Origin of the sequence: Enterococcus gallinarum (assembly GCF_021496385.1) — a bacterium.
Taxonomy (GTDB): domain Bacteria; phylum Bacillota; class Bacilli; order Lactobacillales; family Enterococcaceae; genus Enterococcus_D; species Enterococcus_D gallinarum.
The window spans coordinates 1,263,000-1,279,245 of the sequence record NZ_CP050816.1; the positions used below are offsets into that span (position 1 = coordinate 1,263,000).

Sequence of the window (16,246 nt, forward strand, 5' to 3'; positions counted from 1 at the left end):
CTATTATTAAGTATATTTGATAACATATCCATGGGAGTAGGGGAGGAATAATGATGAAAAAGAAATTTGCATTTTTATTTGCTAGTTTATTTTTATTATCGGCTTGTAGTGCGGGACCAACTGGTGGTTCCACTAGCGGTAGCGGTTCTGCTAGCGGTGGCAACAAACAAGAAGGTGATACGATCAAAATTGGTGTCAATTTAGAATTATCGGGTGCTGTTGCAGCTTATGGAACGGCGGAAAAAGAAGGAATTGATCTGGCGGTTGAAGAAATCAATGAGAGTGGCGGTATCTTAGGAAAACAAATTGAAATTGTTTCAAAAGATAACAAATCTGACAATAATGAGTCAGCGACAGTCGCAGCCAATTTAACGACCAATGATAAAGTAGTAGCAATGATCGGGCCAGCAACTTCAGGTGCGACGAAGGCGGCATTGCCAAATGTCACCAAAGCACAAGTTCCGTTAGTGACACCTTCCGGAACAGATGATGCGATTACTGTCAGCAGTGACAAAGTTCAAGGATTTGCTTTCCGTTCTTGTTTCCAAGACAGTTTCCAAGGAACGATCTTAGCAAAATATGCTGCAGACAACTTGGATGCTAAAAAAGCAATTATTTTAGGCGATAATTCCAGCGACTATGCGAATGGATTATCAGCAGCCTTTAAAGATAGCTACAATGGCGACATTGTACTCGAAGAGAATTTCACAGAAGGTGACAAAGATTTCCAAGCGGTGTTGACGAAAATCAAAAATGCTGACTTTGATGTATTGTTCATTCCTGGCTACTACACCGAAGCTGGTTTGATTATCAAGCAAGCCCGAGAATTAGGAATCGATCAGCCAATTATTGGTGCGGATGGCTTTGGTGATGAAAAAATGGTCCAAACAGCAGGCGCGGAAAATGTATCGGATGTTTATTATACAGGACACTTCTCAACTAAAGCTCCTGCCAATGACAAGGTAGAACCTTTTGTCGAAGCATTCAAAGCAAAGTATAGCAAAGAACCTTCCGCATTTAATGCATTGGCATACGACGCTGTCTACATGATCAAACAAGCCATTGAAGATCAAGATTCAGCAGACTCAACTGCGATTGCTGAAGGACTATCTGCTTTGAAAAACTTCCAAGGTGTGACGGGAGAGATCACCATGGACAAAAATCATAATCCAGAAAAATCAGCAGTTGTATTAGGACTAACTGAAGGTAAAGAAACGTCAGCTGATACAGTAAATCCTTAAATAGAAGGACCGTTCTTTACACGATCAAATAGGGACTGAGACAAAGTCGAAGGTAAGCGAACAAAATGATGAACGATAAATGAAAAAGTCGTAAATCTGTGATCCTATCAATCATGGCAGATACTCATTTGACTCGTTGCTGCAGACTTCTGTCGCGGTTCCTTTTTCTTAGACAAGTATCAAGAATTTAAGGTATTGGAAGTGAAAACATGGAAATGATGATCCAACAACTAATCAACGGTTTATTTCTAGGTAGTATCTATGCCTTATTAGCGTTAGGCTACACGATGGTTTACGGCATCATTAAACTGATCAACTTTGCTCATGGTGAAGTGTATATGATCGGCAGTTTTATTGGTTATTTTTTGATCAATCAATGGAATCTGGGCTTTTTTCCTGCACTATTCATCTCAATGATCGCTAGTGCAGCGTTAGGCGTGACGATCGAGTTTCTGGCCTATCGCCCACTCCGGAATTCCACCCGGATCTCGGCTTTGATCACCGCTATCGGTGTTTCCTATTTATTGCAAAATGTCATGATTTTTTTCTTTTCACCAGATGTCCGACCATTTCCACAAGCCATTGCCCGCAAAACTTATAGTATTGGTTTTGTGGAGGTAAGTAACATACAATTATTGATTTTAGCAGTCTCATTGGCGTTAATGATCCTTTTACAGCTAATCGTCAAGAAAACCAGAATGGGAAAAGCGATGCGTGCTGTTAGCGTGGATGCGGATGCCGCACGGTTGATGGGGATCAATGTCAATCGGACGATTTCCTTCACATTTGCTCTTGGTTCTGCGTTGGCAGCTGCTGGTGGGATGTTAATTGGATTGTATTACAATTCGATCGATCCTACGATGGGGGTTGTGCCGGGACTAAAATCTTTTGTTGCGGCTGTATTAGGCGGTATAGGAATCATTCCTGGGGCAGCATTAGGTGGCTTCGTGATCGGACTAATTGAAACAGTTGCTACTGCATTAGGTTTTTCTGATTATAAAGATGCTTTAGTCTATGTCATTTTAATAATTATATTGTTGGTCCGTCCGGCAGGAATATTGGGCAAGAACCTGAAAGAGAAAGTGTAGGTGTCAGTGATGAAAAAGAATTTGAAATACAACATTACTTGGTTAGCACTCGCCGCTGTTATCTACTTCGGTTTGTTTGCAGCTTATAACGGCGGATTGATCAATCTATTTTCAGACGCGATTATCGTCAATATCGGAATCAATATTATTTTAGCAGTAGGGCTAAATTTAATTATTGGTTTTTCGGGACAATTTTCTTTAGGTCATGCAGGTTTTATGGCGATTGGTGCTTACGCAGGGGCAATTTTAACAGCCAACAATCCTACATTTGGCGGATTTCTTTCTGGTCTGATCGTGGGGATGTTCGTTTCGGGGCTGATCGCACTAGTTGTCGGGATTCCAACATTGCGCTTGAAAGGAGACTACTTAGCGATTGCAACGTTAGGTGTTTCAGAGATTATCCGTATCTTATTAGTCAATTTACGAGGATTGACGAATGGACCTGCAGGGATATTCGGGTTACCGCAATTCAGTAATTGGCAAATCGTCTTTCTTTTTGCTGTCGGCTCCATCTTGGTGGTCTCTAATTTTATCCATAGTGGACCAGGACGAGCAACATTAGCGATACGAGAAGATGAGATCGCTGCGGAAGCAATGGGGGTCAATACAACGAAATACAAAGTGATTGCTTTTGTGATGGGTGCTGTCATGGCTAGTATTGCCGGTACATTATATGCAAGTTATCAACAATCGGTATTTCCGAAAGATTATGGCTTTATGAAATCGATCGATGTCTTGATCATCGTTGTGTTTGGCGGGATCGGTAGTACGACAGGAGCAGTGGTTTCAGCTGTCGTATTAGGTATATTGAATATGTACTTACAAGGCTTCTCAGATTTGCGCATGATTATTTACGCACTGGCATTGATCGCCATTATGATTTTCAAGCCAAGTGGACTTTTGGGAACTTGGGAATTTTCTGTGAAGCGCATCTTTGATAAATTTACAAAAAAGGGGGATGACACGAATGCCTCTATTGGAAGTTAAGAAGCTGACTAAGAACTTTGGTGGTTTGGCGGCAGTTTCACATGTCGATTTACATTTAGAAACTAATGAACTAGTTGGCCTGATTGGTCCGAATGGTGCAGGGAAAACGACACTCTTCAATCTGCTGACAGGCGTCTATGAACCAAGTGAAGGCGACGTTCTTTTAGAAGAACAAGGACAATCCAAGCGATTGAATGGGGAGAAGCCCTATCATATCGCAGCTATGGGATTATCCCGCACCTTCCAAAACATTCGGTTGTTCAAAGATCTTACAGTGATGGACAATGTTCTGATTGCCATGAACAGCAAACAAAAAGAAGGCTTTTTTACGAGTGTGTTGCGGTTGCCAAAGTTTTATCACAAAGAGGCTGCAATGAAAGAGAAAGTCATGGAATTATTGCGTATCTTTGACTTAGAAAATAAAAGCCAAACACTAGCAAAAAATCTTCCTTACGGTGAACAACGACGTCTTGAGATCGTTCGGGCATTGGCTACTGAACCAAAGATCCTTTTTCTTGATGAGCCAGCCGCCGGGATGAACCCTCAGGAAACAGCGGAACTGACTAAATTGATCTACCGTATCCAAAAAGACTTTCAACTGACGATTTTATTGATCGAACATGACATGAGTTTAGTCATGGAGGTTTGTGAACGCATCTATGTACTGGAATATGGGCAAGTGATTGCTCATGGAAAGCCAGAAGAGATCAAAAAAGATCCGCGAGTGATCGAAGCCTATTTAGGAGGGGAACTCTAATGCTGCGTATTGAAAATTTAAGTGTCCATTACGGCATGATCCAAGCGGTTCATGATGTTTCCTTTGAAGTCAATCAAGGAGAGATCGTCTCGTTGATCGGTGCCAATGGTGCAGGGAAAACGACGATTTTGCGGACGATTTCCGGTCTGATCCGACCCTCTAAAGGCACGATTCTCTTTGAAGGCAAACCCATCCAAAAAGAAGCTCCACAAAAAATCGTTGCTAATGGATTATCACAAGTACCTGAAGGACGTCACGTTTTTCCAGGACTCTCCGTTCAAGAAAACCTTGAGATGGGCGCTTTTTTGCGAAAAGACAATCAAGTCAAAGAGGACTATCAGCAGGTCTTCACGAAATTTCCTGTCCTAAAAGAACGACTAAGTCAAGATGCTTCAACGTTATCAGGAGGAGAACAGCAGATGTTGGCAATGGGACGTGCACTGATGTCCAAGCCTCGGTTGCTTTTACTCGATGAACCATCCATGGGCCTAGCCCCAATATTCATCAAAGAGATCTTCTCGATTATCCAAGAAATCAAACAGCAAGGAACGACCGTTTTATTAATTGAGCAGAATGCCAAAATGGCTTTGTCCATTGCTGACCGCGGGTATGTTCTAGAGACCGGCAAAATCGTCTTGCGAGGAAGCGGGCAAGAGTTATTGGAAAGTGATGAAGTCAAGAAAGCCTATCTAGGCGGTTAATAGCTTACAACAAGGAGGATGAAAAATGAGCGTACGTGATTTTATGACCAAGAATGTCATCACTGTTCATTCGGCAATGCCAATATTTGATGCGATAGACTTAATGAAAAAACATGACATCCATCGATTGCCGGTTGTTGATCAGCAACGGTTAGTTGGCCTGATTACAGAAGGCACGATTGCAGAAGCAATGCCTTCAAAAGCGACAAGTTTAAGTGTTTATGAAATGAATTATTTATTAAACAAAACGACTGTAGCAGATATCATGCTGAAGAAAGTGACCACCATCAAACCGGAGGCGCTGCTAGAAGACGCGATTGCAGTCATGCGGGAAGAAAATGTCGGTGTGTTGCCTGTTTTAGCAGATGACGAACTAGTAGGGATCATTACGAATAATGATATCTTTGATGCTTTCTTGAAGATCACAGGTTACTATGAGGGCGGTACAAGAGTAGCTCTTGAGATTATTGATGACCACAGCGGTGTCTTAGCGGAAATCACGCAGTTATTAACAGATCATCAATTAAGTATTTTAACGATCGTGGTCAACCGAATGGCTTTGAAAACGATCGTAGAGATTCAAGTTGAATCCAGACAAGTGTCAGAAATCGAGAAAATTTTTGCCAATGCTGGGTATACGGTATTGAGTGCGGTATTGACCAATCAAAAATAAGCAAAAATCATGCAAACACAATCAGTGATTGCATGATTTTTTTCTGGATGAATGGTTGACTAGATTTGCTTTTGCTTTGCGGTGTTTTCTGGTAGAATAAACAAGGTATCTGAAAGAGGTGAGTATGATGTCGAAAAAAAATAAAGATATTGAAGTCCGTGTGGAAGAAACCGTTAAGGTGATCCAAGGAAAAGAATATGAAGTCCATCAACTAGTATTAGGGAAAAAAGTGATTGGTGAAATTCTCGCATCCGGTCCGAAAGAATTCCAAAGCTTTCTGGGCGAAGAAGATTTAGGTGCAAGCCGAACTTTGGATGCAGCAATTGAAACGATTTTGCGCCAATGGAACTTACATGAATAATTTCTTAAAAAAAATGACATTTTGCTCTTGCAATTTGTTATATTTTTAGGTATTATAACTGAGTCAGGTTTTTTAAAAGCCGTTTGGAGGAGTAGCGAAGTGGCTAAACGCGACGGACTGTAAATCCGTTCCTTCGGGTTCAGTGGTTCGAATCCACTCTCCTCCACCATTGGGGTATAGCCAAGCGGTAAGGCAACGGACTTTGACTCCGTCATGCGTTGGTTCGAATCCAGCTACCCCAGTCAGTGAACAATCAAGAAAAGTCAGCAAGCATGTCTTGCTGACTTTTCTTCGTTATTTATAGCAAAATTCTAAGGGTTAAAAGTTGAAGATTTTTTTTATTTACGATAGGCTATAGGTAAATAACTCAGGAGATGAGAAGATGAAATTTAAATTGAATCTAAAAGAAAAAGTCACCGAAGCAGCTGAGCATGTGTATGATGTTGTCAAACGTGAAGATTATGCTATTCGTATTGCACCAAAAGGTATCAAAATTACACAATTGCGTAAAACAAAAGATACGATCAAATGGCGTTCAAAGAATCATTGATTGCGAAAAGGCATTGAGTAAAACAGCCCAATAACAAATAAACCGGACAAGAGTTGTCACCCGTTTCACGTTTTCCTGATTTCTGAGAGGAAGTACTGGGGGAAGCAACTCTGGTTCGGTTTTTTGATTTATACGATATGCTCTCCTTCTCGTATGTTACCCTTCGATTTCGATACCGAGAACGGTTAAGTGTCCATTGGCGACTAATTTAATGACCAGTTTAGCTAGTTGGTCAGGAGTCATTTGACTATCGGCAGTAAGCCACCAGTGCAGAGTACCAACAAAAATCGATGTCATATACTCAATAACGAAATCCAGCGGTACTTCGATGGAGCTTTCTGTAATTTTTAATTTTGAAAAAATATGGTCATATTGTTCATAGAGAATCTCCGCGATTCGTTGCCGGACTAATTCGATGGCCGCGCCATCCATGATGGTCAGATAAAAAAAGCGATTGTCCTGAATGTGCTGATAGATTTTTGTCATCGCAAGTTCGACTCGTTTGATCTTGATTCGATTTCCCTGGACTAAATCTTCAAGGGACAAAATCGAAGTAAAGGAGTCGATTGCCATATCAAAAATTTTTTCATATAAATCTTGTTTGTCTTTATAATGAGCATAGAATGTCGCACGATTGATCATGGCTTCGTCGGCAATATCTTGGACAGTCACTTGATCGTAGCCTTTTTGCTCTACGAGTCGGATAAAAGCCTCCATGATATGTTTATTCGTGCGTTGAACCCGCAAATCAACTTTTTTCATTTTTGTGAACTTCCTCTCAATTTAAACGACATTTTTACCGTTCCTGTTGCTTATCCCACACATCCCATGAATCTGTTTGTTGAAATGTCAATAGATTGTTCTTAAAATAGACATAAGTATTATAACAAACAGTTTGTAAGATAATCAACAAAGTGTTGGATAAAGCGGAGGCACCCTATGAAAAAATTAAGTGCTGGTATTGATGTAGGATCGACGACTGTCAAAATGGTGGTCTTGAATGAAAAAAAGCAGACCCTCTTTGCCAAGTATGAACGCCACTATTCGGATATCAAAACTGCCACAAAAAAAGTTTTACTGGAAGCTCAGGAAGTCATCGGTAATCAACAGGTCGCACTAGCAATCACTGGATCTGGAGGGATGGGACTGGCCGAAGTTTTAGCGATCCCTTTCGTGCAAGAGGTCATTGCCTGTACTAAAACAGTTGAGACACTGATTCCTGAAACAAATGTTGCCATTGAATTAGGGGGAGAAGATGCCAAAATCACCTTTTTTGAAGGGGCGTTGGAACAACGAATGAATGGTAGCTGTGCAGGTGGGACGGGTGCGTTTATCGATCAAATGGCGGTATTGTTGAAAACCGATGCTAATGGTGTAAATGATTTAGCGAAAAATTATCAAACGATCTATCCTATCGCTTCCCGTTGCGGGGTATTCGCAAAAACAGATGTGCAACCTTTGATCAATGAAGGAGCAGATAAAGCCGACATCGCCGCCAGTATTTTTCAAGCAGTGGTCAATCAGACGATTGCAGGGTTAGCTGCTGGTCGTAAAATCAAGGGGAAAGTGGCTTTTTTAGGTGGCCCCCTTTATTTCATGTCTGAACTACGGCGCCGCTTTGTGGAGACACTGCAAATTGCTGAAGAAGACATTATTTTTCCAGAAAATCCCCAGCTGTTTGTTGCGATCGGCGCCGCTTTATATGGAGAAGAAACAGCTCAACTCAATACATTATTAGCCCGGTTATCAACCGATGATTCAGCGAAATTGCAACCGTCTCACACATTGGCGCCGCTATTTGCTACGGAAGAAGAGCTCGCAGTTTTTAGACAGCGTCATGGCCAATCTTCGGTGGAAGAAAAAAAACTTGCTTCTCATACAGGAGCAGCCTTTCTCGGTATCGATGCGGGTTCAACGACAACGAAAGTCGTATTGATCGACGAAGTGGGTAGGATTCTTTACTCTTTTTATGGCAACAATGAAGGGCAGCCATTGGAAACCACCATGCGGGTATTACAGGAAATGTATCAGCAGATGCCACCAGCTGCGTTCATTGGGAAAGCTGCGGTCACAGGATATGGAGAACAGTTGATCAAAAATGCACTGAAAATTGACATTGGTGAAGTTGAAACGATGGCTCATTATAAAGCCGCCGAACATTTCCAACCGGGGGTCGATTTTATTTTAGACATTGGCGGGCAGGATATGAAGGCCATGACTATCAAAGATGGTGCACTCTCTTCGATCCAGCTGAATGAAGCTTGTTCCTCAGGCTGCGGGTCCTTTATTGAAACCTTTGCGCGTTCGCTGAAATACGAAGTCAAAGAATTTGCGTTAGCAGCCACTACTGCCAAGAATCCAGTCGATCTTGGTTCTCGCTGTACGGTATTCATGAATTCAAAAGTGAAACAAGTCCAAAAAGAAGGCGCATCTGTCGGGGATATTTCTGCGGGTCTCTCCTATTCTGTGATCAAAAATGCCTTGTATAAAGTGATCAAAATTCGTCGCCCAGAAGATCTAGGCGAAAAAATCGTCTGCCAAGGAGGAACTTTTTATAATGAGGCGGTGTTACGAGCCTTTGAAAAAATCAGCGGCAGGGAAGTCGTGCGGCCGTCAATTGCTGGCTTGATGGGGGCTTATGGTGCAGCACTGATCGCGTTAGAAAATTACGAGATTGGTGAAGTCACAACCTTGCTTTCAAGTGATGAATTGAGTCAATTTACTGCTGAAAAAGAATTCACTCATTGCGGGTTATGTGAAAATAATTGTATGCTGACTGTCACTTTATTCTCGGATGGACGCAAATTTATTACCGGAAATCGCTGCGAGCGGGGTGCCCGCATCAAAATCAAAAAAGAAGAGCGCAAGATAAATTTAGTCGATTACAAATACCGCCGCTTGTTTAAGTATCGCCCGCTTCGCAAAAAAGAAGCGTCTCGTGGGCGTATCGGCATTCCTCGTGTATTGAATCTATATGAAAACTATCCGTTATGGCATACTTTTTTTACAGAACTGGGCTTTCGCGTTGAATTGTCCCCACGATCAAACAAAGAATTGTATGAGAAAGGTATCGAGACGATTCCAAGTGATACCGCTTGTTATCCGGCCAAAATCGCTCATGGACATATTCAAGCGTTGATCGACCAAGGGGTCCCATTGATTTTTTATCCAGGAATTATTTTTGAAAGACCAGAAACAGCGCAGGCTGAGAATCATTTCAACTGTCCCATCGTACAAAGCTACCCAGATGTTATTCGCAACAATCTGGATGATATCCGCGCTGGTCGTGTGGATTATCGTAACCCGTTTCTAAATTTGGCAGACGAAACTTCAATGGTCAAAGTGTTGTCAGAAGAATTTCAAGATTTGGGTATCACTGAGACAGAGATCGCGCACGCATTGCGGCATGGTTTTGAAGAATTGGATCAATTTAAGCTAGATGTTTGTCAGCAAGGGGAAAAAACCTTACGGATGCTGACCGAAACCAATCAGCGAGGCATCGTACTTTCTGGCAGACCCTATCATTTGGATCCGGAGATCAATCATGGGATCGCGGAAGTGATTACCCAAGAGGGCTTTCATGTATTAACAGAAGATAGCATTGCGCATTTGGGAAATGTCGGTCATTTACGGGTCGTTAATCAGTGGGTTTACCATTCTCGTTTATATGCCGCAGCACGGGTCGTCGCTAAAAGCAAGCAGTTGGAATTGGTCCAACTAAACTCATTTGGTTGTGGAATCGACGCCGTCACAACAGATCAAGTAGAAGAGATCATGGAACAATATGGCAAATTGTACACTGTATTGAAAATCGATGAAGGGGCTAATTTAGGCGCCATTCGGATCCGTTTACGTTCTCTTAAGGCAGCTGTCAATGAAAGGGAGAAAAACCATTTTATTCCTACTCAACGTTTTGAAGAACCAGCCAAGATCACATTTACTAAAGAAATGCGTAAACAACATACTTTGTTATTACCCATGCTAAGCCCAATTCATCAAAGTGGGTTAGTTGATGTGGCACTGCAAGCTTCGGGATACAATGTGATCTGCTTGCCGGCGGATGATCGAGAAGCAGTCAATGTGGGCCTGTGTTTCGTAAATAACGATGCTTGCTATCCAGCCATTATTTCCATCGGTCAATTGATCGAAGCACTCCAAAGCGGAAAATATGACTTGCAAAACACTAGCGTATTGATGACACAAACGGGCGGGGGATGTCGGGCAACCAATTATATCCCGCTGCTGCGTAAAGCATTGAACGAGGCGGGTTTTCCACAAGTTCCCGTCGTTTCGGTCTCCATGGGAAATCAAGGCGTGGAGTCAAATCCTGGCTTTAAGTTTACATTACCAATGCTCAAACGTGTGGCTGTTGCATTTTTGTATGGAGATTTATTTGAACGAGTTGTTTATCGAACGCGGCCTTATGAAGCCCTGTAGATCGGCTTCATGAAACGTGGCTTAAAAAAGTTGAAAAAAATGTACGCAACGGTTCTTTTACTTTGTTCAACCACAACATGAAAAAAATCATTGCCGATTTTGATACGATTGATCTGCAGGACATCGTGAAACCAAGAGTCGGTGTGGTAGGCGAGATTTTAGTGAAATACTCTCCTACAGCGAATAACGATATCGTGAGACTTTTGGAAGCAGAAGGGGCGGAAGCGGTAGTACCAGACATGGTTGGTTTTATGAATTATTCGCTTTATAATCAGATTTGGCGCTATCAAAACCTAGGAATGGCCAAAAAAAGCAAATGGATCGCTGAATTTGCCATTGGATTGATCGAACGGATCCAAAAACCGATGGACCGTGCGCTGCGGGCTTCTCAGCGATTTGAAGGATTACACTCGATTTATCAATTAGCAGATGATGCTAGCAAAATCTTATCTATTGGTAATCATACGGGTGAAGGGTGGTTTTTGACTGGTGAAATGATTGATCTATTGAAATCTGATGTGACTAATATCGTTTGCATGCAGCCTTTTGGTTGTTTGCCAAATCATGTGGTCGGTAAGGGTGTAATCAAAGAACTGCGGCACCAATATCCTAAAGCCAATATTGCTGCGATTGATTATGATCCTGGAGTCTCCATGGTCAATCAATTGAATCGGATTCGTTTAATGTTGGCAACGGCCAATAAAGCTTTGCAAAGCAGCAACTAACATTCAGCGCTTTAACTATCCAATAAGACTGTACCAATTTGAGGGAACTTTTTTTCTTATTTTGTCTTTTGCAAGAAGAACAGAATGAAAAAAAGGATTTTTCCCTTAAATTGACAGTCTTTTTAGTTTTTTCATTGGTTATTTAGGTATATACCAGTTATAATAGAAACTGAATGGAGGAATAGACTATGGCAGAGAACTTACCCGTATACATACAGATACATGATCAAATCAAAGCAAACATCGAGAATGAAACCTACAAAATCGGTGACCGTTTGCCTTCTGAGCGCGAGTTAGCGAAACAATTCGGTGTTAGTCGCATGACATTGCGCCAAGCTATTCAGACACTAGCCGACGAAGGGATTTTGGAAAGAAAAATCGGATCAGGAACTTATGTGGCTCGTCAGAAAGTACAGGAGAAAATGAGCGGAACCACGAGTTTTACTGAGATCATGCGCTCACTTGGACGGGTGCCTTCTAGTAAAGCAGTGGCCTACTTCTTGACAGCCCCAAGTTCGAGTGAAATGGAAAAGTTGCAATTAGAAGGACATGAGACGATTTTACGGATGGAACGCATTCGTTATGCAGATGATGTACCTATTTGTTTCGAAGTGGCGAGTATTCCAGAGAAATTGATTCACAATTTTAGTAAAGAAGAAATCATCTCATCTTTGTATCATGTGTTAGAAGAAAAGGGCGGTCATAAGATCGGAGCTGCCTCACAAACGATCTCAGCAATGATTGCTTCGGAGCAAATCGCTGATTACTTGCAGATCAAACGCGGGGATGCAATTTTAAGAATGCGGCAAATTACCTGTTTTGAAAACGGACAACCATTTGAATACGTGCGTACACAATACGTAGGGAATCGTTTTGAATTTTATTTAGAAAAATAAGACAGGAAATAGAAAATTATATTGACCAAAGTGAAAGACAAAAGTGAAAGCTAGTAAACGAGGTGAAAGAGTAGCAAGAATTGTCAGAAATGATGCCTCAAGCAGATTCATGAGGCATCGCTTGACAGTAGCTATCTGAACAATCATTCTGCTTCACCAGCAAGTAATGACAACACAAATTCGATCTGTTTCTCAGGAAATCGGTCGTTCCACATAGCTGACAGGGCCGTGTGCGATCTCTAGTTGTCCTTGTAACAGATCTGTTAGATCGGCTTCTACCGCGGACAAGGATATTTCGGGAACCATCAGCGTTACTCGGATTTTATCCGTATAGTCAATGGATGCTAAGTGAATGTTTTGGTGCTCTAAGTGATTTTGCAGCTTTCCTAGCTGAGGATAATCGATGGTCAAATAAAGTGTCTGGTTAAGTGTCCCTTCAACGATACCGATTTCCTTTAAGGCAGCGGCAACAGTGCTTGCATAAGCGCGGATCAAACCGCCAGCGCCTAATTTCGTCCCACCAAAGTAACGGGTCACAACAGCAACCACATTGATTAATTCATTTTTTTTGAGGACATCTAGCATGGGGACACCAGCGGTACCGCTTGGTTCCCCATCGTCGCTGCTTCGTTGGATCTCATTGTTCTCGCCAATAACAAAAGCACTGCAATTATGATTAGCCTTCCAATGCTCTTTTTTGAGAGCGAGGATGAATGCTTTGGCTTCCTCTTCGGAAGTGACACGTTTAAGGGAACAAATGAATCGGGATTTCTTGATTTCTTGTTCACTTTGTCCATCCTCACGAATGGTGCGATAACTATTCTTCATAGGCTCCTCCTTTTATTTTCAGTATAGGTAATGTGGAAAAAAGTTTCAATGAAAGAAATCAGTAAAGAATAAGTGAACGGATAAAAAAGGAGGCGTTGCCATTGAGTAAACGCAAGAAATACGATATCATCACTCATTACTTAAAATCTAATGGCGGTTCTCAAGTCACATTGACTTTCACACAATTTGATGAACTGTTATTTCCGGCGACAGGGCTGCCAAAGAGTGCCCGCAAGAGCATTGATTGGTGGGCCAATGATTATCGACATCCGGAAAACGGGGCCTATGCGTGGTTGAATGCAAGATATGAAGTGGTTCACGTGAATTTAAAGAAGGAATATGTTGTTTTCAATCAATTGGTCAAGTCCAATTGGTTAATAGACAGTAAGCGTTGACAAATTTGAAACTTGTTCTATACTAGGAATAGGTAATGTTATATTATTTAAAATTTTAGGGAGTGTTCGATATGGCTAAAAAAACGATTATGTTAGTTTGTTCCGCAGGAATGAGCACCAGCTTATTAGTGACAAAAATGCAGAAAGCTGCTGATGCAAAAGGTCTTGATACAGATATTTTTGCTGTTTCCGCTTCAGAAGCAGATCAACATTTAGAAAGCAAAGATGTGAACGTTTTATTATTAGGCCCTCAAGTTCGTTTCATGAAAGGCGATTTTGAAAAACGTTTAGCACCAAAGGGAATCCCATTGGAAGTTATCAACATGGCTGACTATGGTATGATGAATGGTGAAAAAGTGTTGGATCAAGCATTGACATTGATTGGTGAATAAGCCCAATCCATTTTCAACGATTACTTAAGACTATTGAGTAGAACCTTACAGGTTTCGAATTTCTCTGTTTTGGCAGAAAATGAGAACGTGTAAGGTTCTTTTTTTGTGGATGGCGTACTTTAATTGTGTCGAATGTCCAAGGCTTTCGAAAAAACTAGAGAATGTACCTGCTTTTGAAGGCTTGATCAGTCATATATAACGAGAGGAGGGATACGATGGAAGAAGGCGGTCGTCAAATTTTAGTATCCGAAAGGGAACGCAACAACTCCGATCAACTCAAAGGTGACATTCGTCCAGCCGTCTTAATCAAAGAGGGGCAAATTGAATGTCAGCGTTGTGGCAGCTGCTTCAATAAAGAGGAGGTACAACTGCCAACAGGGATTCACTATTGCCCTGCCTGCATCCATTACGGACGGGCAGATACGTCTAAAGTTTTTGTGACAGTTTCGGAACAAAGCAGCGTCAGTTTTCCGAAAATTCATTGGCCTGGTCCACTAACGGTTTTTCAAAAAAGAATCTCACAAGCGTTGGTAAGAAATTATCAACAAAAAAAAGCAACGTTGGTTTGGTCGGTAACCGGCTCTGGCAAAACGGAAATGATTTTTGAAGTGATACAAGCGGCAAGGCTGCAAGGACATCGGGTAGCTGTCGTCTCTCCGCGAATCGATGTGTGCCGCGAACTGTTCCCTCGGATCCAACAGGCATTTCCCAAAGAATCTTGTTTACTGCTTTACGGAGATTCAGAGGAAGACTATCGGTATACAGACTTGCTTGTGGCGACCATTCATCAACTGCTGCATTTTTATCGGGCATTTGATCTGATAATCGTTGACGAAGTAGATGCTTTTCCTTATGAAGGGGACCAGCAACTAAGGTTCGGGTTAATGAATGCATTGAAAGCGACCGGCTGTCTGATTTATCTAAGTGCCACACCTTCAGATGCGTTACTAAAAGAAACAACAAATTTTGCAGTGGAAAAAATGCCGCTGCGTTTTCATCAGCGACCGCTGATCGTTCCTCAACTGATTTGGTATGAAGGTTGGCGTAACGTGTATCAAACAAAAAGAAGACTACGGCGCTTATTGTTTCATCTGCAACGCCTATCTCAAACAAATTTTGTCTTAGTTTTTTGCCCAAGTATTGTTTTTATGGAACGGCTAGAAAAAGCTGTTCGATCATTCTTAAAAGAGGAGACGATAACCAGTGTTTCAGCAAAAGACCCTGCTCGAATAGAAAAAGTAGTCAAGGCGCGCAATTCAAAGTATCAGATTCTTTTCACAACTACCATCTTGGAACGAGGTGTTACCTTTGAAAATGTTTCTGTAGTGGTGATGGGAGCAGATCATCCTGTTTTTTCTAAATCAGCACTGGTCCAGATTGCTGGACGAGTTGATCGAAAAGGTCCATTCAATCATGGAGAAGTTCTCTTTTTCTATGATCAGGCAACATCAGCGATTCGTAAGGCGATCTTGGAAATCCAAGCGATGAATCGATTAGCAAAGGAGTGGCTGGCAAGTGAAGTGTAGCTGGTGCCAACAGGAGTTTGCACGAGAACTGTGGCTGCGGGAGATTTTATGGCCATTAGGAATTCCTGCTTCAGAGAAGTGTCCAGACTGTAGGAGTAAATTGCAGTTTGTTGATTTGACTAGCTGCTGCAAGACATGTTGTAATGAAAGCCAAAATTGTCGGGATTGTCGCTATTGGGGGCAACGTTATCCAAAGTTTCAGCTACAGCATCGTGCTCTGATGACATACAATCAAGGAATGCAGGAGTGGCTCCATCAATACAAATTAATGGGCGATTTTCGTCTGCGGGCTACCTTTCTCCCAGAGATCAAGCAAGCTTTCAAAGGATTGCTCTATGATCTGGTCATCCCGATCCCCCTTTCTCATGAACGCTATCAGCAGCGTGGCTTTAATCAAGTGACAGCAGTATTACAAGCTGCCGGGATTGATTACCGATCCTTACTAAAGAAAAAGATCCATTTACCTCCTCAAGCAGCAATGACTAGAAACGAACGATTAGCAGCTCCGCAACCATTTATTATCGAAAAGGGTCAAGAAATCAAGGACAAACGTGTGTTGCTGGTGGATGATGTGTATACGACTGGACAAACAATTTATCATGCTGCAGAAGTACTTTTGACTTGCCAGCCGAAAACGATCACGTCCTTTTCTTTTGCCAGATAAGGAATTGTAAACGCTTAAAAAAATC

At 41.8% G+C, this 16,246-nt stretch carries 15 protein-coding genes, 2 tRNA genes and 1 pseudogene; 16 read left to right on the forward strand and 2 right to left on the reverse strand.

What is annotated here, in order from left to right; translation table 11 throughout:
* The first annotated feature begins 53 nt into the window (after positions 1-53).
* The 10 genes from HED61_RS06060 to HED61_RS06105 all read left to right on the forward strand — a co-directional run bounded on the left by HED61_RS06060 (position 54) and on the right by HED61_RS06105 (position 6,358).
* The gene (locus HED61_RS06060; RefSeq protein WP_003127598.1) at positions 54-1,241 is read left to right on the forward strand and encodes an ABC transporter substrate-binding protein; all 1,188 of its coding nucleotides are present in this window, start codon (positions 54-56) and stop codon (positions 1,239-1,241) included.
* 209 nt (positions 1,242-1,450) lie between these two features.
* The gene (locus HED61_RS06065) at positions 1,451-2,329 is read left to right on the forward strand and encodes a branched-chain amino acid ABC transporter permease (protein WP_003127599.1); all 879 of its coding nucleotides are present in this window, start codon (positions 1,451-1,453) and stop codon (positions 2,327-2,329) included.
* Positions 2,330-2,338: 9 nt separating this feature from the next.
* Positions 2,339-3,316 (forward strand): branched-chain amino acid ABC transporter permease, encoded by a 978-nt coding sequence (locus tag HED61_RS06070; protein WP_005471852.1) that lies wholly within the window; start codon positions 2,339-2,341, stop codon positions 3,314-3,316.
* Positions 3,297-4,073, forward strand: a complete 777-nt coding sequence (locus tag HED61_RS06075) for an ABC transporter ATP-binding protein (RefSeq protein WP_219645587.1) — start codon at positions 3,297-3,299, stop codon at positions 4,071-4,073. Before HED61_RS06070 ends, HED61_RS06075 begins: the two co-directional genes overlap by 20 nt.
* Positions 4,073-4,774, forward strand: coding sequence for an ABC transporter ATP-binding protein (locus HED61_RS06080; protein ID WP_103300939.1), 702 nt, complete (start codon positions 4,073-4,075; stop codon positions 4,772-4,774). The genes HED61_RS06075 and HED61_RS06080 overlap by 1 nt, the downstream gene beginning before the upstream one ends.
* A gap of 25 nt (positions 4,775-4,799) precedes the next feature.
* On the forward strand, positions 4,800-5,447 hold the full coding sequence (locus HED61_RS06085) for a CBS and ACT domain-containing protein (RefSeq protein ID WP_003127602.1): 648 nt from the start codon (positions 4,800-4,802) through the stop codon (positions 5,445-5,447).
* Between the two features lie 124 nt (positions 5,448-5,571).
* Positions 5,572-5,808, forward strand: coding sequence for a DUF2969 domain-containing protein (locus tag HED61_RS06090; RefSeq protein WP_005471857.1), 237 nt, complete (start codon positions 5,572-5,574; stop codon positions 5,806-5,808).
* 85 nt (positions 5,809-5,893) lie between these two features.
* A tRNA-Tyr gene (locus HED61_RS06095) sits at positions 5,894-5,977 on the forward strand.
* A 1-nt stretch (position 5,978) separates the two neighbouring features.
* Positions 5,979-6,050, forward strand: a tRNA-Gln gene (locus HED61_RS06100).
* 140 nt (positions 6,051-6,190) lie between these two features.
* Entirely contained in the window at positions 6,191-6,358 is a 168-nt protein-coding gene (locus HED61_RS06105; RefSeq protein ID WP_219645586.1) for a hypothetical protein, read from the forward strand.
* Positions 6,359-6,514: 156 nt separating this feature from the next.
* Here HED61_RS06105 and HED61_RS06110 read toward each other — a convergent pair whose 3' ends face one another.
* The gene (locus HED61_RS06110; protein WP_060813470.1) at positions 6,515-7,120 is read right to left on the reverse strand and encodes a TetR/AcrR family transcriptional regulator; all 606 of its coding nucleotides are present in this window, start codon (positions 7,118-7,120) and stop codon (positions 6,515-6,517) included.
* A 177-nt stretch (positions 7,121-7,297) separates the two neighbouring features.
* On the opposite strand from HED61_RS06110, the pseudogene HED61_RS06115 reads away from it, so the two are divergent.
* Positions 7,298-11,520: pseudogene (locus HED61_RS06115) on the forward strand (acyl-CoA dehydratase activase-related protein).
* A gap of 188 nt (positions 11,521-11,708) precedes the next feature.
* Complete coding sequence (locus HED61_RS06120; RefSeq protein WP_003127608.1) at positions 11,709-12,416, forward strand: GntR family transcriptional regulator; 708 nt, start codon at positions 11,709-11,711, stop codon at positions 12,414-12,416.
* Between the two features lie 192 nt (positions 12,417-12,608).
* Here HED61_RS06120 and HED61_RS06125 read toward each other — a convergent pair whose 3' ends face one another.
* The gene (locus tag HED61_RS06125) at positions 12,609-13,244 is read right to left on the reverse strand and encodes a YigZ family protein (RefSeq protein WP_003127609.1); all 636 of its coding nucleotides are present in this window, start codon (positions 13,242-13,244) and stop codon (positions 12,609-12,611) included.
* Between the two features lie 101 nt (positions 13,245-13,345).
* Between HED61_RS06125 and HED61_RS06130 the strand changes: the two genes are divergently transcribed.
* The 4 genes from HED61_RS06130 (at position 13,346) to HED61_RS06145 (ending at position 16,221) form a co-directional block, all read left to right on the forward strand.
* The gene (locus tag HED61_RS06130) at positions 13,346-13,639 is read left to right on the forward strand and encodes a DUF7662 domain-containing protein (protein WP_003127610.1); all 294 of its coding nucleotides are present in this window, start codon (positions 13,346-13,348) and stop codon (positions 13,637-13,639) included.
* A gap of 71 nt (positions 13,640-13,710) precedes the next feature.
* The gene (locus tag HED61_RS06135; RefSeq protein ID WP_003127611.1) at positions 13,711-14,031 is read left to right on the forward strand and encodes a PTS sugar transporter subunit IIB; all 321 of its coding nucleotides are present in this window, start codon (positions 13,711-13,713) and stop codon (positions 14,029-14,031) included.
* A 215-nt stretch (positions 14,032-14,246) separates the two neighbouring features.
* Positions 14,247-15,557 carry a DEAD/DEAH box helicase family protein gene (locus HED61_RS06140; RefSeq protein WP_005471861.1) on the forward strand — a complete coding sequence of 437 codons (1,311 nt, stop codon included), beginning with the start codon at positions 14,247-14,249 and terminating at the stop codon, positions 15,555-15,557.
* Positions 15,547-16,221: a ComF family protein gene (locus tag HED61_RS06145; protein WP_005471862.1), complete on the forward strand. Its 675-nt coding sequence runs from the start codon at positions 15,547-15,549 to the stop codon at positions 16,219-16,221. Before HED61_RS06140 ends, HED61_RS06145 begins: the two co-directional genes overlap by 11 nt.
* Positions 16,222-16,246 lie beyond the last annotated feature (25 nt).